Source organism: Rubeoparvulum massiliense (assembly GCF_001049895.1).
GTDB lineage: Bacteria > Bacillota > Bacilli > Rubeoparvulales > Rubeoparvulaceae > Rubeoparvulum > Rubeoparvulum massiliense.
In genome coordinates, this window is the sequence record NZ_CVPE01000006.1 from 975,326 (window position 1) to 991,076 (window position 15,751).

Sequence of the window (15,751 nt, forward strand, 5' to 3'; positions counted from 1 at the left end):
AAAAATATGTAATATGGATGGGCTTTATGTCATTTTTTCGAATTTATTCTTGGATCGAATGTTTTTTTTATGAAAGCGAAGCATAAGCAATAAAAGCAGTAATGAACAAACTTGTAAAATAGAGAGTAATCCTCCGATACCCCTCCACCCAAATTGACTCCAAAACCAGCCCCCACCTGCACCGATGATACTAGAGCCTAAATAATAAAAGAGCAAATAAAGTGAAGAGGCATGTGCTTTATGATCTTCTGCTCGTGCTCCTACCAGTGAGCTTGCTGTGGAGTGACTCCCAAAAAAGCCAAAGGTGAAGCAGCCTAAACCAAGAATCACAATCCATAAATGCTCTACCATGGTTAACTGGATCCCGATGAACATCATACTAATATTGATGAGAAGCGTCCAGTGATCACCGAAACGTTTTCGTACCAAGCCCATGGTGTTGGAACTAACAGTCCCCAACAAATAGATAATGAAAATCCAACCCACTAGACTTTGACTTAGTGAAAAAGGTGGAAGTACTAAACGATAGGTTAAATAATTGAACATGGTGACAAAGCTCCCCATGAAAAGGAAAGCCAATAAAAATAATGGTAAGAGGCGAGGATTTAGGAGATGCATGCTGTAGGTCTTCATCGATTCACTCAAAGTAAAACGGTGAGGTCGAGTATGGGTTGGTTCTGGAAGATACCGCCAAAACCAGAAGGCACTAGCTAAGCTTAAAAGCGCTAAGATGACAACAGCCCAGCGCCAGTCTGCTAAGTCTGTAATCACGCCGATAAGAATACGGCCGGTCATTCCGCCGATGGCTGTTCCACTTACATAGAGTCCCATGGCGGTGATAATACTTTTTGGATGATACTCTTCACCGATATAAGCCATGGCAATCGCAGGGAATCCAGCGAGGAAGAATCCCTGTAATAATCGAATTGCTAGCAGTAGCTGGAATTGTGGTACCAGCACAATAAAGAAAGCAAGAAGCGAAGAAAGTAATAGGGACCATGACATCAAGGTCTTTCTTCCTAAACGTTCTGCTAGCTGTGAAGCAAACACAATAGCTATGGCAAGTGTGGCAGTAGAAAAAGAGACGGAAAGACTCGCAACCGTAGGACTCACACCGAATTCCTCTGAGAATACTGGGAGAAGCGGTTGGGTGCAATAAAGTAACGCAAATGTTACAAAGCCCCCAGCAAATAATGAAGTATTGGCTTGCCAATATCGTCGTTCTCCCTGTTGAATATATTGCACGATGACTCCTCCTCGACTATTTCAACAATGGATAAAGGAAATTAACTATCAATGTGCTGAATATGTTTGACTCGATATGTTGAACGAGTGCCCTCTTTTGAAATGAATATATCAATCATATCTAAACGAATATCATTATAGAAAGTAGCTGAGCTTGTTAAATAGTGAGTAGCAGCCTTGCGAATTCGTTGAAGCTTTTTCCTTGTTATTGCCTCGATACCACTTCCATATGCCAAACTTCTTCTTGTCTTCACTTCCACAAAGATGATGGTATTTCCATGCTGTGCAATGATGTCAATCTCCCCGTGTTTCGTCCAATAATTTTGGCATAAAATTTGGTATCCCTGCTCCATCAGATACAGTGTTGCCTTCTCTTCTCCCCATCGTCCTACTATATCAGCCCGCTTTCTCACCAGATTTTCCCCCTCAATCCTATTCATGCTCTGCCTGTTCCATCATCGTGTAAAACTCCATGATTAACTGAGCCAGTTCCTCTGGTATTTGCCGTTCGGTTTCTAATCGACTCAATGCATCCACAAGGTCTGGGTCCTCCTGAATGGGTAAACCATGGTCTTTCACAATCTGGATCCATCTTGGGGTAGAAAGATCATTCATATACGCACATCCAATCCATGGTATGGTTGTGTACCCGGTAATTTCTGTTTAGTTGGTATGAGCTGATTCAGAGGGGAAAACCGAAGACTGGAGAAATGGTAGCCTATATCTTTTAATCTCTTTTCCCACTCTTCCCGCTTCTTCTGTATCCGAAGAACCATATCTTCCTGCTCATAGTATAGGTGTACAGAAAGAATCCGCTTCACAATCTGTATATCTAAAATATTCAAACCGCTTCGGGGCAGATGAAGATATAAGAGAAGATGAGCATGTTCTGGATCTAATTCTCCATTCCGTAACTTTTTACCTTCTAGCTGGATCCATGCCTCCTTCTTTGCATCTAAAACGGATTGAGGGAGCTGCAAGAAAAGCTGCTGAACGGTATCCTCTCGCTCATGAAGAAGCAAGAGTTGTTGCCCAGTAAGATGGTGTACTAGCGGTATCGTCAAATGAGAAAAGGCGCCATTTCCCTGTTGATTCCCTTGTAGACGAAGGAGCTCCTCTTTGAGCGAATGTGACCAAGCCTTCGTAGCTGATTGATCTGGATGTTCTACCAACCATTTAAGCCTTTTTTCATAGGTAAGGCCCCAACTTTCCAGCCAATCCGCAAGAGGGAGAAAGGAAGCGTTGAGCTGATGCATGAGTCTCGTGATCCGTTGAACACTCTCCTCGGCCTGCGCATTTAATTCAGTGTGATCCTGCTGGATTTGTTGATATCGTTGATCCCATTTACGTAATAAAGAGCCCCAGCTTTCTCCAAAGAAGAGCTGATGTAATGCCAATAAACTAGTTGAGGAAAATGGCAGATGGTGGGCAATAATCCACCTTACTAGTTGCTGAAGCTCGCTCTGTGCCATGAAGGGGAGTTGCAATTGCATTTGGGATAATTGCTGCAGTTGATGAGCAATGATAGGAAGATGCTCTTGCTGTAGGAATTGGACCATTTGAACCAATTGCTTATTGGCTCGTAGCCCGAGATAGTGGATTAAGGCTTCTGGAGTAGGAGGAAGGGGCTGAGGGTTACTGGAATGCTCTGAGGATGGTTGCATAATCACCTTCAGGGTAACGGGTGATGCTGCTCGTTCTACCAACAGCCAGGTAAATTCCCCACGCTTCAGGGGAGCCTTAACCTTAGCTACGAATGTCGTTCCTGCCAATTTAAGCTTTGCTAATTGATTGGGGTATAGATGTTCCACTTTTCCTAAATAGATCTGCCCATAGCTTAACTCTGTAGGTTGTAAGGAAGTTGAATGCTGCTGCAGAAGCAGCCTCGTAAGGAGAGACTCTAGGTTCATCTTCTCACTCCTTCATACCATGCTCCTGTAACCAATCTCGTAACGGTTGAAAGCTTAAGCGATGAATCGGAGATGGACCATATTGTTGAATCGCTTCCCAATGCTCTTTCGTCCCATAGCCCTTATGTCGTTCAAACCCATATTGAGGAAATTCCTCAGCATATTGGATCATCAGGTGATCACGGGTGGTCTTGGCAATAATCGAAGCAGCAGCAATGCTTTGTGAGCGGGCATCCCCCTTCACAAGTGAAAGCTGAGGTACCTTCACCCCTGGAATCTTTAAGGCATCCACGAGGCAGAGCTCCACTTGCTCCTGTACTTGCGAGTATGCTCTTCTCATTGCTTCATAGGTTGCTTGTAGAATATTGATCTGATCAATTAACTGATGATCAACGATGCCGATTCCGATCGCTACTGCTTCCTTCTCAATCTCCTGACGAATGGCTGCTCGATGCTCTGCTGTTACCTGCTTAGAGTCATTCAGTCCTGCGATATAGAAAGGATGATCAACCACAACACACGCAGCTACAACAGGGCCAGCCCACGGTCCACGACCAGCTTCATCGATTCCTCCGATAATCTGAAAGCCTTGTTGCCATTGTTCTCGCTCGATCTCCCACATCTTATAAATGCGCTCATGCTCATGTTGTTCCTGCTCTCGTTCCTTGATCCAGCGCTTCAAGATGGACTGAACACCTTTTCTTTGATCCTGCTGAAGCTCCTGGTAAAGAGAAGAAGGTAATTCTTTGTAGCTATCTAAAAGCTCTTTAACCTCTGATATGGTTGCCTCTGCAATTTTCATGGCTCATTCCTCGACTTCTTGGACATCTTCAGGTCTTTCAAAGCAGCAAGGACCTAGTTGTCCCTGGCGAAGATCACGCAAAAATATTTGGGCTGCCTTTTCTAGATCCACTCGACCGCCTGACATCATGCAACCACGTACCTTACCGATCTGTTCAATAGCACGCCAGGGTTCCTCTTCCCACGATGTAATGCCATAGCGCTGCTCTAGCCGATCTGTATAATGATTGCGCATGTAGGCAATTGCGAAGGAAGCAACCTCTAACACATTGAGAATCTCATCCTTAATCGATGCGCAGATAGCTAAGCGATAACCTGCCTTTTGATCTTCAAATTTCGGCCAGAGTATACCTGGTGTATCCAACAGCTCCAATTGTGGACTCACCTTGACCCACTGTTGTCCTTTCGTAACCGCTGGCCGATCCCCTGTTTTCGCAATATTCCGCTTGGACCAACGATTGATTAAGGAGGATTTTCCCACATTGGGAATGCCCAAAATCATGGCACGAACAGGACGTGGATTCATTCCTTTCGCCCGTTGCTTTTCAAGACGGGCAGAGACCAATTGAAAGGCTTGACGTTCGATCTGCTGTAAGCCCTTCCCTTGTTTCACGTCAAGTAGAATGGTCTCGATCCCCTGTGCATGGTACCAAGCTTGCCATTCTGCAAGAATGCTTGGATCAGCTAAATCTGCTTTGTTTAATAGAATAAGGCGTGGCTTCTCGCCAATTAACCGATCTAACATTGGATTGGCACTGGAATAAGGAATACGAGCATCCCGCAGTTCCAATACCACATCTACTCGCTTTAATTGTGTTTCCACCTCACGTTTTGCTTTGGCCATATGACCTGGAAACCATTGAATTACCACAGTACTTGCCCCCTTGCTGCTCAGTGTAAAGGACGGATGGAAGTAAGGGGCCAAATGACCACCTCAGCTTTTCCGATTACAGAATTAATGGAGATAAAACCTACATTAGGATCGCGACTATCCTTGCTTCCTCTCCGATTATCTCCTAGTACAAAGAGATAACCTTGTGGGACAATGAGCGTATGCTCTTCCTGCTCATTTCCATAGATGGTGAAGGGAATTCCCTGGTCTTCATAATAGCTACGTAGTGTCTCTAAATAGGGCTCTTCTAGTTCTTCGCCATTTCGGTACACATCACCATGGGCGATCTGAATGACATCGCCTGGAAGGCCGATTACGCGCTTGATATAGCGTTCCTTTTCGTTAGCCTGAAAAACAATAATCTCATCATGAACTGGTTCACGCCAATAGTATGTCCACTTATTCACCATCACCTTTTCATGATTATGGATCGTGGTTTCCATGGAAGCTCCATCTACCTCATAGGGTGAAAAGATGAAGATCCGAAACAGAATGGCGAGTGTAAGCATGAGGAGTACAAAGAAGAATTCTTTCTGCTTAGAACCCCTCTTTACTTTTGGACTATCGGCATTCTCCATGTTGCAGGGCCCCCTTCAGCTACTTATCAGACAAATGTTCTTCTCGCATGATCAGCGAATTCTACATTGTGATCTATTATATCAGAAAAGAAAAAGGGCTTGGTATACAAGCCCTTCGTTTCCTTACATCTTCTCTTTAATACGTGCAGCTTTACCATGACGCTCACGCAAATAGTAAAGTTTAGCACGACGAACCTTACCACGCCGTTTTACTTCGATGTTGGCGACTTTTGGTGAATGAACAGGGAATGTCCGTTCTACACCGACACCGTAAGAGATCTTACGAACAGTGAAAGTTTCGCGAACCCCAGTTCCTTTGCGTTTAATTACAACGCCTTCATATACCTGAATCCGTTCACGCTGGCCTTCAATAACCTTTACGTGAACACGAACGGTATCACCAGGGCGAAAATCAGGAACCTCTTTAAATTGCTCTTTTTCAAGTTCACGGATAATATCCATTGATATTTCCTCCTTCCTCTCAGACGTTCATACCTCAAAAAATCGTTCCTATATCTTAAGGGTAGAGGACCGTCGTATTACCACCAAAATGGCACATCAGTAAGTTTATCATACTCCACTAGTGTTGGCAATAAAAATCAACGAGAATCCCCAGCATTTTCTTCACCAATTACCTCATCAAGAAGAGCTTCCAGCTCTTTGGTGAGTTGCTTTCCTTCTAGAAGATCTGGACGTCGCAAATAAGTACGACGGAGGGATTCCTTCAGACGCCAGCGCCGAATTAACTCATGATTACCGGAGAGTAATACATCGGGTACAGTAAGCCCACGAAACATAGCTGGTCTCGTATATTGAGGATGCTCCAATAAGCCGTTACTAAATGAATCATGGATGGGTGAATCTTCATTCCCAAGGACTCCAGGTAAGAGGCGGACGACACTATCGATCACCACCATGGCACCTAGCTCACCACCGGTTAGGATATAATCGCCAATGGAGACTTCATCGGTGACCAGAGTACGAATGCGTTCATCATATCCTTCGTAATGACCACAGATCAAGATTAGATGATCTGTATCGCGGGCTAGTTCTACAGCCTTGCTTTGATGATAGGGTTCTCCTTGGGGACATAGTAATAGAACTCTACGCCGTGAAGAGGCTGGCAGAACTTCTTCACTACTCCTAGTAATATCGTCCATGGCAGCAAACATTGGATCCGGTTTCAATACCATCCCTTCTCCGCCACCATAGGGGTAGTCATCCACTTGTGCATGCTTATCTGTGGCATACTTGCGAAAATTGGTAAGATGGTACTGAACGAGCCCCTTTTCCTCCGCTCGACCTAGCATACTAGCGTGAAGGACCCCTTCGAACATTTCGGGAAATAGGGTTAATATATCGATACGCAAGCTCATCTTATAACAAACCCTCCATGGGAACAATGAGAATCCGTTTCTCTTCTACATTCACCTGTTTAACAACAGGATCGATATAGGGGATCAAAATTTCACGGCGGCTTCCCACCTCTTCCACCACCCATACATCATTAGCACCTGGCTGCAAGATGGATTTGACTGTGCCGATTATTGTCCCATCCTCAAGCTCAACACGACAGCCAATAATATCCGAAAAGTAAAACTCTCCATCCTCTAGGGCATTATGAAGGAGCTCTTTTGCATAGAGCGGACAGCCCTTAAATCCTTCCACGTCTTCGATCCGGTCTAAGCCGTGGAACTTAAGAAGTTGAAATTGCTTGTGTGTACGTTGACTTTCCACAGTAAGCTCTAACTCTTGCTTTGTTTGAGGATGCGTTAGGTACAAAAGATTCCCTGCACCATAGCGTTCCTCAGGAAAGTCAGTGATGGAAAGTACGCGAACCTCCCCACGGATTCCATGGGTATTCACAATGGTTCCTACACGCAATAGCTCAGCGGTCTCATGCTTCTTCTCTTTCATCCTATTCCCCCCTAATATCCACCACAATATCATCCCGAATGATGATTTCGATGGGCGTGATCAATTGTGACCAACGATGACCAATACGGACCTCCACCTCAGTCTCTGTATGGTCAATTACAATTTCACTATCGATGGGCAATTCAAGCAGAGCTTGTCGGCGCATTGTTTGCTCTTCTTGAGCTGTCTCTCGTTTTGCCATCTCACGATCCATTTTTTCTTGCACATATTGGATAGCATCCTGTCCCTTTTTTTCTGCCATCGCCAAAAGCTTACGGCGTTCAAACTGAAGCTGCTCCATCTCAATTTGGAGCTGGCGCAGTTCATCATCCATTTTGTGAAGCAAATCAGACTTGCTCTTTTCTGTTAAAATTGTTTTTACGATGATTGGACGTCTGATTTTCAACCTCCGTCCCTCCTCGCTCTATGTAGAAAAAAGGTTGGAAGCTTCCCCAACCTTTTGTTCGCACCTTAGCTAAGTATTTCTACATTGACACGCTTATGCTCTTTTACAGCAGCAGCATTGACAACGGTTCTTATTGCATTGGCAATTCGACCTTGCTTCCCGATCACTTTCCCAACATCATCAGGATGGACACTCAGCTCTAAAACCACAGATCGTTCACCAACCACTTGATTAACATGGACTTCATCAGGATGGTCGACCAATGATTTTGCCAGCACCTCTAACAATTCCTTCATCAAGTGACCCCTCCAATGCTATCTTTCCGTAATATGTGGAAAAAAGGTTGAATTTACTCAACCTTTTTTCAGTAGATGCCCTTATTTGGCACGCTTTGCATCATGATATTGTTTCATAATACCTTGTTGGCTAAAAATATTGCGAACCGTATCGGTAGGTTGAGCACCCTTTTGTAACCAGGAAAGAGCTTTTTCTTCATCCAATTTAATTTCTGCTGGAGAAGCTACTGGATTATAGGTACCAATCTCTTCGATGAAGCGGCCATCCCGTGGTGAACGAGAGTCAGCAACCACGACACGATAAAATGGTTTACGCTTTGCACCCATCCGTTTGAGACGAATCTTCACTGCCATTCTTCTCACCTCCTTTAAAGATTATCATAATTTATTTCAGTTAAGAGAAGAAAGGAAATTTAAAGCCTGATTTTTTCTTTTTCCCCTTCGTCATATTACTCATCTGTTTCATCATCTTTTTCATATCCTCAAACTGCTTTAGCAAGCGGTTCACATCAGAGACACTGGTCCCACTTCCCTGAGCGATTCGGCGTCGCCGATTGGCATTAAGAATGGAAGGGTTTTTCTTCTCTTCCTTGGTCATGGACTTGATGATGGCTTCAACACGAGCAAGCTGTTTCTCATCAAGTTGAAGATCCTTCATCCCTTTCATCTTGTTCATCCCTGGAATCATGCCGATAATCTCATCAAGCGGTCCCATATTGCGAACCTGCTCCATCTGCTCAAGAAAGTCATCAAAGGTGAAATCAAGGGTCCGCATCTTGCGCTCTAATTCTGCCGCCTTCTCTTGATCCACAACTTCCTGTGCTTTTTCAATCAGCGTCAGAACATCGCCCATTCCAAGAATCCGTGAAGCCATCCGTTCAGGATGGAAGGGTTCTAAGGCATCGAGCTTTTCTCCCATCCCCGCGAACTTAATCGGGCAACCAGTGACTGCCTTAACAGAGATGGCCGCACCACCGCGTGTATCTCCATCTAGCTTCGTTAAAATAACCCCTGTCAACTTTAGCTTTTCATTGAAATGCTCTGCTACATTAACAGCATCTTGTCCGGTCATCGCATCGATAACGAGGAGAATCTCCTGTGGTTGAACAGCTGCTTCGATCTGTGTCAATTCTTCCATTAGCTGCTCATCAATATGCAAGCGACCTGCTGTATCGATAATGACATAATCATAATGCTCTTCCTTCGCGTGAGCGATGGCAGCTTTGGCGATATTGACAGGACTCACATCAGCACCCATGGAAAAGACGGGAATTGAGAGTTGTTCACCAAGGACCTGTAACTGTTTAATCGCTGCTGGGCGATAGACGTCAGCTGCTACCAGCAAAGGACGACGATTTTGCTTCGATAAATAGCGTGCCAATTTACCAGAATGGGTGGTCTTCCCTGCCCCTTGCAGGCCCACCATCATGATCACAGTTGGTGGTTTTGGTGCTGTGGCAATCTTGCTTTGGGTTCCACCCATCAATTGTGTCAATTCTTCATGGACCACCTTGATTACTTGTTGGCCAGGGGTAAGACTTTTTAATACTTCCTGGCCAATGGCGCGCTCCTTGACCTGATTCAAAAATTGCTTTACTACTTTAAAGTTCACATCGGCTTCCAATAAGGCTAAGCGAACTTCTCGTAGCATTTCTGTTACATCCGCTTCGGTCACTTTTCCTTTGCCACGAAGCTTGCGCATCGTCTCCTGTAACCGGCTGGCGAGACCTTCAAAAGCCATAATTGTCGCCCCCTAATCGGATTCTTCTAATCGGATAAGTTGCTCTAGAAATTGATGCAACATTTTATCAGTAGGATAATTTTTATTCACATAGGCTTCGAGCTGCTCGAAAATAGCCTGGCGTTTTTGCATCTCTTCCAAAAATCCTAATTTCGTTTCATACTCTAGTAATGCCGACTCTGCCCGCTTAACCTGGTCATAGACAGCCTGCCGACTCACTTGAGAAATCTCGGCGATTTCACCTAAGCTCAGATCATCCTGATAATAGTAGGTGAGGTAGCTCTGTTGTTTCTCTGTTAACAGATCGGAGTAGATTGCAAAAAGCTCATTAATATATGTGGTCTTCTCCAGCATGGAAAATCACCTCAATCATGTTTCATACCATGCTGCCTTGAACATCGAGTGCTGTCAAGTAAAATACCTTGTCAGTAAAATATCTAAAACCTATATTACTGGAGCTACGAAGCTCTGTCAAGTATTTTTTATTGTCACTCAAACAAGCTCAGTATTTTCTTTTTCTTCATGTGCTTCTTTATTGATCAAATCGCTAAAGAGAGCGTTGACGAATTGGGCTGAATCAAAGGGCTGTAAGTCGTCCATCTTCTCGCCAAGCCCGACATACTTTACAGGCACATGCATCTCATTACGAATGGCCACAACGATCCCACCCTTGGCTGTTCCATCTAGCTTAGTCAAGACAATACCAGAAATATGGGCAACCTCCTGGAACGCCTTCGCTTGTTGCAGAGCATTCTGGCCAGTAGTAGCATCCAGTACGAGCAATACCTCGTGAGGGGCTCCGGGGATCTCCCGATCGATGACGCGATACACTTTGTTCAATTCATTCATCAGATTGACCTTATTTTGTAAGCGGCCAGCTGTATCACAGAGTAGAACATCCACACCCCGTGCTTGAGCAGCCTGGATCGCATCATAGACAACGGCAGCAGGATCAGAGCCTGACTGATGCTTAATCACTTCGACACCAGCTCGCTCACCCCAAACCTCCAGCTGCTCAATGGCTGCTGCACGGAAGGTATCGCCAGCAGCCAGTAGTACCTTCTTGCCATCCTGCTTCAGCATGTGAGCGACTTTCCCTATGGTGGTTGTCTTACCTACTCCATTCACCCCAACGAACATGATCACTGTCAATCCATCGGGATTGAAGTGAAGCCCCTCATTCTCTTCCTCCACCTTGAGAAGTTGAATAATCTTCTCTGACAGGAGAGGACGTAATTGAGCTGCATCTTCAATTTTTTTTGCTTTCACTTCTGCTCGCAGGTCATCCACTAATTCCATGACGGTAGTTACACCCATATCTGCGGTGATCAACACCTCTTCTAATTCGTCAAAAAATTCCTCGTCAATCTTTTTCGTTCGGCTGATCAATTCCTCCACTTTGCCGACGAATGACTCCCTCGTCTTACTTAAGCCATCTTTAAACTTATTTGTCACACTTTCTGTACTTTTAGCAATCGATTCCTTAATCTTCGAGAAGAAACCCATGAAATATCCTCCTTCATTATTTTTTTCGTTCGCTTATATGGTTATCCAAAATTAGGAGGCACTGATTTCCCATCCTTCATCCAAACGAACAGAGACTAGCTTCGATACGCCTGATTCCTCCATCGTAACCCCATAGAGGACATCAGCTCCCTCCATTGTACCCTTCCGATGGGTAACTACAATGAACTGTGTTTCTTCAGAGAAACGACGAAGAAACTGGGCAAATCGAATGACATTGGCCTCATCTAAGGCTGCCTCAACTTCATCCAGCACACAGAAGGGAACCGGTTTGATCTGAAGGATGGCAAATAGTAATGCAATGGCCGTCAACGCTTTTTCACCACCTGAAAGAAGGGAAAGATGTTGTAGCTTTTTACCGGGCGGTTGGGCAATAATATCCACCCCTGTATTCAACATATCCTCTTCATCGGTTAGCATCAGATCTGCCCGTCCACCACCAAAGAGCTGCGTGAATACCTGCTGAAACTGCTGGCGAATTTGGACGAATGTCTCACTAAAACGTCGAGTCATCTCCTCATTCATCTCTTTGATCACCTGATAGAGTGATTCCTTGGCTGAGACCAGATCTGCCCGTTGTGTGGTCAAAAATTGATAACGTTCCTTCACCTCAGCCAACTCTTCGATGGCGCCGAGATTCACATTACCTAGTTGAGTAATGGAGCGCTTTAACTGGCTCACCTTGCGTTTTGCTTCTTCCACATTTTCAGGAACAGCATACCGCTCCTTCGCTAGCTCGTAACTGATATGGTATTCCTCCCGTAAATGGGATAAGTGATTATCCAATTCCACATCATAGCGGTTCACCTGAACCTCTGCTTGATGAAGTTGGCCATCTAAGATCTTCACGCGTTGATTGCACTGACGGATCTCAGCATCACGCTGGTCCATCTCCTCTTTCACAGTGATTCTGCTCGTCTTCCCTTCACCGATGGTTACCTCCAACTGGATACGCTGGTGACGATACGCTTCCATGGTCAACCCTAGTGAGTCTAATTGTTCTCCCCATTGCTGAGCATTTTCACCACCTTGTGCCAATTGCTCTTGCAGTTGATCCTTCTCAGCAATTAGCCCATCTTCTGTATCCTGTAATTGCTTCACTTGATCACGAACGCTACGAACATGCTCCGCCTGTTCTGCCACAGCAATTTTAAGCTGTGTAATGGTTTGATTATGCTCTTCCTTAAAATGCTCCTGCTGCTTTAACTGGTCTTCTATGCTGTTAATCTTCTCCTTCATCTCAGCACTAGCCAACTCTAATTCCTGCAGCTCTGTGCCTAAGCGACTTAATACCTCTTGATAGGCTGTAATTTCCTGTTGGAACTGATTCATCTCACTCTGGTGAAGGGTGGATTTCTCCTTCAGGCTTCGTTCTTCCATCAGTAATTGATTCCGTTTTGTTTCCACCTGTAGGAGTGTTTCTCGTTTTTCATCAATGAGATGACGGAGCTCAGTCTCCTGATGCTGCATGCTGTTAAGCTCTTGAGCTTGTTGCCGCATCGTAGCCTGTAATTCTTCCTGCTTCTTTCTTGCACGTTCTAATAAATCCTGAAGCTCATCAATCTGCCGTTGGCGTCCAAGGAGATGGGAATTATTCTGCTTCACACTTCCTCCTGTCATGGCTCCACCTGGACTAACTACGTCTCCCTCCAGCGTAACCAAACGAAAACGATAGCGAAGTAAGCTGGCAATGTGATTGGCTGTTTCCATCTGGTCCACAATAATCACATTTCCTAATAGATGTTCGATGACTGAGCGATATGTTTCAGTCACCTGTACAAGATCACTGGCAATTCCTAAGACTCCTTGTTCATGACGAATGAGGCTCTCTTCATTGCTAGAGATCCGCCGTGACTTGATAACATTTAAAGGAAGGAAGGTGGCACGGCCTGCACGGCGTGCTTTCAAGAGCTGAATGGCTTCGCGACCTACTTTCTCATCATCTACCACAACATGTTGGAGAGCACTACCTAAGGCCGTCTCAATGGCTAATTCCACCTTAGGTTCAACCTGAATCAATTCAGCTACAGCTCCATGGATGCCTTGGAGATGATGCCCCCGTTCCTTCAGCACTTCTTTTACGCCTTGCATGAAGCCATTGAAAGAATCCTGCCATTCCTTTAGCACTTCATATTTGGAACGAATATGCTCGAGGTGGCTGCTCACTTCTTGCATATTGACGGTGGTACCTCGTTTAACCTCTTCTAGCTCTTCCTTCTTTGTCAGGAGAGCTTTTTGCTGATGCTGATAATGGGCCATCTCTGCGGTTAATTGCTTCAACTCTTCTTCAACAGCCTGAAGTGCTTCAGCGATTACACCTTCTTGTTCCAGTACATGCTGATGTTCCTCTTCCATCCGAAGAGTACGGCGCTTTAGCTGCTGAAGGTTCTCTTCCTTATTCCGTTGTTCATTACGATGGGCTGCCATCTTATTGAGCAGATCGATATAATCCCCTTTTAACTGTTCCAGTTCCTCAGGATTATGCTTGAGAAATTGTTGATATCGTTCCTCTTCTGCTGCTAACTCAGCTTCCTTCTTTGCAAAGCCTTCCTCACATTCCTGTAGATATTTACTTCGCTTCACTAGTTCTTCCTGGTATAGCTTTAGCTTTGTAATCATCTCTTCGAGCTGCTGGCTTTTATCGTCACGAACATTTTCTTGATTGCGGAGACGTTCCCGTAATACCTCCCGTTGCCCCTCCAGCTTCTCGATTGTTTCGCTTAATTCTAGCAATTGCTGTTGATGCTCATCTTGAGCTGTTTCTAGCTGATGATAGAGCAGTCGGAGTTCTTCATATTTTGCTTCGATGCTACGAAGCTTGGTCGTCTCCTCGTTCACTTCACGCTGAAGTTGAGATGAGCGGTTACGAACCTCCTCCCACTTCACATGCACATCCTCAATTTGAAAAACATAGAGTCCAACCTCAGTCTGTTCCAACTCCGTTTTGAACTCTTTATATTGCCTCGCTTTCTCAGCTTGTTCCGTTAAGGGGCCAAGACGCTCTTCCAATTCTGTTTGGATGTCATTGAGACGAAGCAGATTTTGCTCAGTCTGCTCTAACTTTTTCTCTGCTTCCTTCTTACGTGTCTTATATTTAACGATACCTGCAGCCTCCTCGAAGATAATCCGACGATCCTCCGATTTACTGCTAAGAATCTCTTCAACACGACCTTGTCCAATTACAGAATAGGCTTCCTTACCTAATCCTGTATCCATGAAAAGCTCTGTGATATCCTTTAAACGGCATGCTTGCTTATTGATAAAATATTCACTTTCTCCAGAACGATACAGTCGACGTGTTACCATCACTTCTTGAAAATCAAGGGGTAAGGCTCTGTCACTATTATCTAAAGTAAGAGAAACCTCCCCAAAGTTTAGTGGTTTTAAATGATCGCTCCCAGCAAAAATGATATCCTCCATTTTTGCCCCCCGTAAGGAGCGAGCACTTTGCTCCCCAAGGACCCAACGAATGGCATCAGAAATATTACTCTTCCCACTGCCATTTGGTCCAACCACCGCGGTTATCCCAGTTACAAATTGTAATTCGGTGCGTTGAGCAAATGATTTGAAGCCCTTCAGCTCCAATGATTTGAGGTACATTCCCCTCCCCCTTCCTCCGAACTTTTCAAGTCAAAGGTATCTATTTTTTCACTTTACCATATCCACGGTGAAGAGAAAAGGGAACCACTTTGTGGTTCCCTAGTTTGGCTGCATTACAACGCTCCCAGTTGCTCTAACGTAGTTTTTGCGGCATGCTGTTCCGCATCTTTTTTAGATTTGCCAACACCCAAGCCATATGGTTTACCATTCAAGATGGCTTGAATAACAAACTGTCGAGCATGGGCAGGTCCCTTTTCTTCCACTAAGCGATATTCGATCTCTTGGTGAATATCCTGCTGTACCCATTCTTGTAGCAGACTCTTATAATCTTCTACTTGGTCAAATACCCCTTGCTTTACAGCTGGAAATACATGAGCTTCTAAGAAGCGATATACTGCATCCAAACCCTGGTCGAGATAAAGTGCACCAATAAAGGCCTCAAATGCATCAGCGAGGATGGCTGGTCTTTTTCGACCTCCCGTTAACTCTTCCCCTTTACCGAGAAGTAAGAACTGACCAAATTGCAAAGCATCAGCAAACTTTACCAAGGAGGCCTCACAAACAATGGCTGCGCGCAGCTTGGTCATCTCGCCTTCCCGTTTATTGGGATACTGTTGATAGAGGAAATGGGAGACGGTCAACTCAAGCACAGCATCCCCCAAGTATTCCAACCTTTCATTATCCTCATGATACCGTTTTCGATGTTCATTCACATAGGAAGAGTGGGTAAAAGCTTGGCGAAGAAGGCGAACATCATGAAAAGGTATCTCCAATTGTTTGACTAGATCTGTTACCATCATTTCATCACTCCACTGCAATTGAAACGCCTCTTCCTCCAGCC

Annotated in this window: 18 protein-coding genes; all 18 read right to left on the reverse strand. The window is 44.8% G+C overall.

What is annotated here, in order from left to right:
- Nucleotides 1–24 precede the first annotated feature (24 nt).
- On the reverse strand, nt 25–1,245 hold the full coding sequence (locus tag BN1691_RS12500) for an MFS transporter (RefSeq protein ID WP_076850189.1): 1,221 nt from the start codon (nt 1,243–1,245) through the stop codon (nt 25–27).
- Between the two features lie 41 nt (nt 1,246–1,286).
- Complete coding sequence (locus BN1691_RS12505) at nt 1,287–1,658, reverse strand: YraN family protein (RefSeq protein ID WP_187116884.1); 372 nt, start codon at nt 1,656–1,658, stop codon at nt 1,287–1,289.
- 19 nt (nt 1,659–1,677) lie between these two features.
- A complete protein-coding gene (locus BN1691_RS12510) occupies nt 1,678–1,860 on the reverse strand; it encodes a hypothetical protein (protein WP_048602512.1) in 183 nt (60 codons plus the stop codon).
- On the reverse strand, nt 1,857–3,155 hold the full coding sequence (locus BN1691_RS12515) for a hypothetical protein (RefSeq protein ID WP_048602513.1): 1,299 nt from the start codon (nt 3,153–3,155) through the stop codon (nt 1,857–1,859). Before BN1691_RS12515 ends, BN1691_RS12510 begins: the two co-directional genes overlap by 4 nt.
- Before the next feature lie 4 nt (nt 3,156–3,159).
- Nucleotides 3,160–3,957, reverse strand: coding sequence for a ribonuclease HII (locus BN1691_RS12520; RefSeq protein WP_048602514.1), 798 nt, complete (start codon nt 3,955–3,957; stop codon nt 3,160–3,162).
- A gap of 3 nt (nt 3,958–3,960) precedes the next feature.
- Nucleotides 3,961–4,827 carry a ribosome biogenesis GTPase YlqF gene (gene ylqF, locus BN1691_RS12525; protein WP_048602515.1) on the reverse strand — a complete coding sequence of 289 codons (867 nt, stop codon included), beginning with the start codon at nt 4,825–4,827 and terminating at the stop codon, nt 3,961–3,963.
- A gap of 20 nt (nt 4,828–4,847) precedes the next feature.
- A complete protein-coding gene (gene lepB, locus BN1691_RS12530) occupies nt 4,848–5,426 on the reverse strand; it encodes a signal peptidase I (protein WP_048602516.1) in 579 nt (192 codons plus the stop codon).
- Nucleotides 5,427–5,549: 123 nt separating this feature from the next.
- Nucleotides 5,550–5,888 (reverse strand): 50S ribosomal protein L19, encoded by a 339-nt coding sequence (gene rplS / locus BN1691_RS12535; RefSeq protein WP_048602517.1) that lies wholly within the window; start codon nt 5,886–5,888, stop codon nt 5,550–5,552.
- A 137-nt stretch (nt 5,889–6,025) separates the two neighbouring features.
- A complete protein-coding gene (gene trmD, locus BN1691_RS12540; RefSeq protein ID WP_082147205.1) occupies nt 6,026–6,796 on the reverse strand; it encodes a tRNA (guanosine(37)-N1)-methyltransferase TrmD in 771 nt (256 codons plus the stop codon).
- Between the two features lie 7 nt (nt 6,797–6,803).
- Nucleotides 6,804–7,343 carry a ribosome maturation factor RimM gene (gene rimM, locus BN1691_RS12545; protein WP_048602519.1) on the reverse strand — a complete coding sequence of 180 codons (540 nt, stop codon included), beginning with the start codon at nt 7,341–7,343 and terminating at the stop codon, nt 6,804–6,806.
- Between the two features lies 1 nt (nt 7,344).
- Nucleotides 7,345–7,749: a YlqD family protein gene (locus BN1691_RS12550; protein ID WP_048602520.1), complete on the reverse strand. Its 405-nt coding sequence runs from the start codon at nt 7,747–7,749 to the stop codon at nt 7,345–7,347.
- Between the two features lie 65 nt (nt 7,750–7,814).
- Entirely contained in the window at nt 7,815–8,045 is a 231-nt protein-coding gene (locus BN1691_RS12555; protein WP_048602521.1) for a KH domain-containing protein, read from the reverse strand.
- A gap of 81 nt (nt 8,046–8,126) precedes the next feature.
- Entirely contained in the window at nt 8,127–8,399 is a 273-nt protein-coding gene (rpsP, locus tag BN1691_RS12560) for a 30S ribosomal protein S16 (protein WP_048602522.1), read from the reverse strand.
- A gap of 40 nt (nt 8,400–8,439) precedes the next feature.
- A complete protein-coding gene (gene ffh / locus BN1691_RS12565) occupies nt 8,440–9,786 on the reverse strand; it encodes a signal recognition particle protein (protein WP_048602523.1) in 1,347 nt (448 codons plus the stop codon).
- A gap of 12 nt (nt 9,787–9,798) precedes the next feature.
- Nucleotides 9,799–10,140: a YlxM family DNA-binding protein gene (ylxM, locus tag BN1691_RS12570; protein ID WP_048602524.1), complete on the reverse strand. Its 342-nt coding sequence runs from the start codon at nt 10,138–10,140 to the stop codon at nt 9,799–9,801.
- Between the two features lie 138 nt (nt 10,141–10,278).
- The gene (ftsY, locus tag BN1691_RS12575; protein ID WP_048602525.1) at nt 10,279–11,292 is read right to left on the reverse strand and encodes a signal recognition particle-docking protein FtsY; all 1,014 of its coding nucleotides are present in this window, start codon (nt 11,290–11,292) and stop codon (nt 10,279–10,281) included.
- 51 nt (nt 11,293–11,343) lie between these two features.
- Nucleotides 11,344–14,910, reverse strand: coding sequence for a chromosome segregation protein SMC (smc, locus tag BN1691_RS12580; RefSeq protein WP_048602526.1), 3,567 nt, complete (start codon nt 14,908–14,910; stop codon nt 11,344–11,346).
- Between the two features lie 113 nt (nt 14,911–15,023).
- A complete protein-coding gene (rnc, locus tag BN1691_RS12585) occupies nt 15,024–15,710 on the reverse strand; it encodes a ribonuclease III (protein WP_048602848.1) in 687 nt (228 codons plus the stop codon).
- Nucleotides 15,711–15,751: the final 41 nt, after the last annotated feature.

Excerpts from the sequence above, each read along its gene's own strand:
- BN1691_RS12510 (WP_048602512.1), bottom strand. The coding sequence starts at position 1,860 with ATGAATGATCTTTCTACCCCAAGATGGATCCAGATTGTGAAAGACCAT.
- BN1691_RS12515 (WP_048602513.1), bottom strand. The coding sequence starts at position 3,155 with ATGAACCTAGAGTCTCTCCTTACGAGGCTGCTTCTGCAGCAGCATTCA.
- BN1691_RS12520 (WP_048602514.1), bottom strand. The coding sequence starts at position 3,957 with ATGAAAATTGCAGAGGCAACCATATCAGAGGTTAAAGAGCTTTTAGAT.
- lepB (WP_048602516.1), bottom strand. The coding sequence starts at position 5,426 with ATGGAGAATGCCGATAGTCCAAAAGTAAAGAGGGGTTCTAAGCAGAAA.
- rplS (WP_048602517.1), bottom strand. The coding sequence starts at position 5,888 with ATGGATATTATCCGTGAACTTGAAAAAGAGCAATTTAAAGAGGTTCCT.
- rimM (WP_048602519.1), bottom strand. The coding sequence starts at position 7,343 with ATGAAAGAGAAGAAGCATGAGACCGCTGAGCTATTGCGTGTAGGAACC.
- BN1691_RS12555 (WP_048602521.1), bottom strand. The coding sequence starts at position 8,045 with ATGAAGGAATTGTTAGAGGTGCTGGCAAAATCATTGGTCGACCATCCT.
- rpsP (WP_048602522.1), bottom strand. The coding sequence starts at position 8,399 with ATGGCAGTGAAGATTCGTCTCAAACGGATGGGTGCAAAGCGTAAACCA.
- ffh (WP_048602523.1), bottom strand. The coding sequence starts at position 9,786 with ATGGCTTTTGAAGGTCTCGCCAGCCGGTTACAGGAGACGATGCGCAAG.
- ylxM (WP_048602524.1), bottom strand. The coding sequence starts at position 10,140 with ATGCTGGAGAAGACCACATATATTAATGAGCTTTTTGCAATCTACTCC.
- ftsY (WP_048602525.1), bottom strand. The coding sequence starts at position 11,292 with ATGGGTTTCTTCTCGAAGATTAAGGAATCGATTGCTAAAAGTACAGAA.
- smc (WP_048602526.1), bottom strand. The coding sequence starts at position 14,910 with ATGTACCTCAAATCATTGGAGCTGAAGGGCTTCAAATCATTTGCTCAA.
- rnc (WP_048602848.1), bottom strand. The coding sequence starts at position 15,710 with ATGATGGTAACAGATCTAGTCAAACAATTGGAGATACCTTTTCATGAT.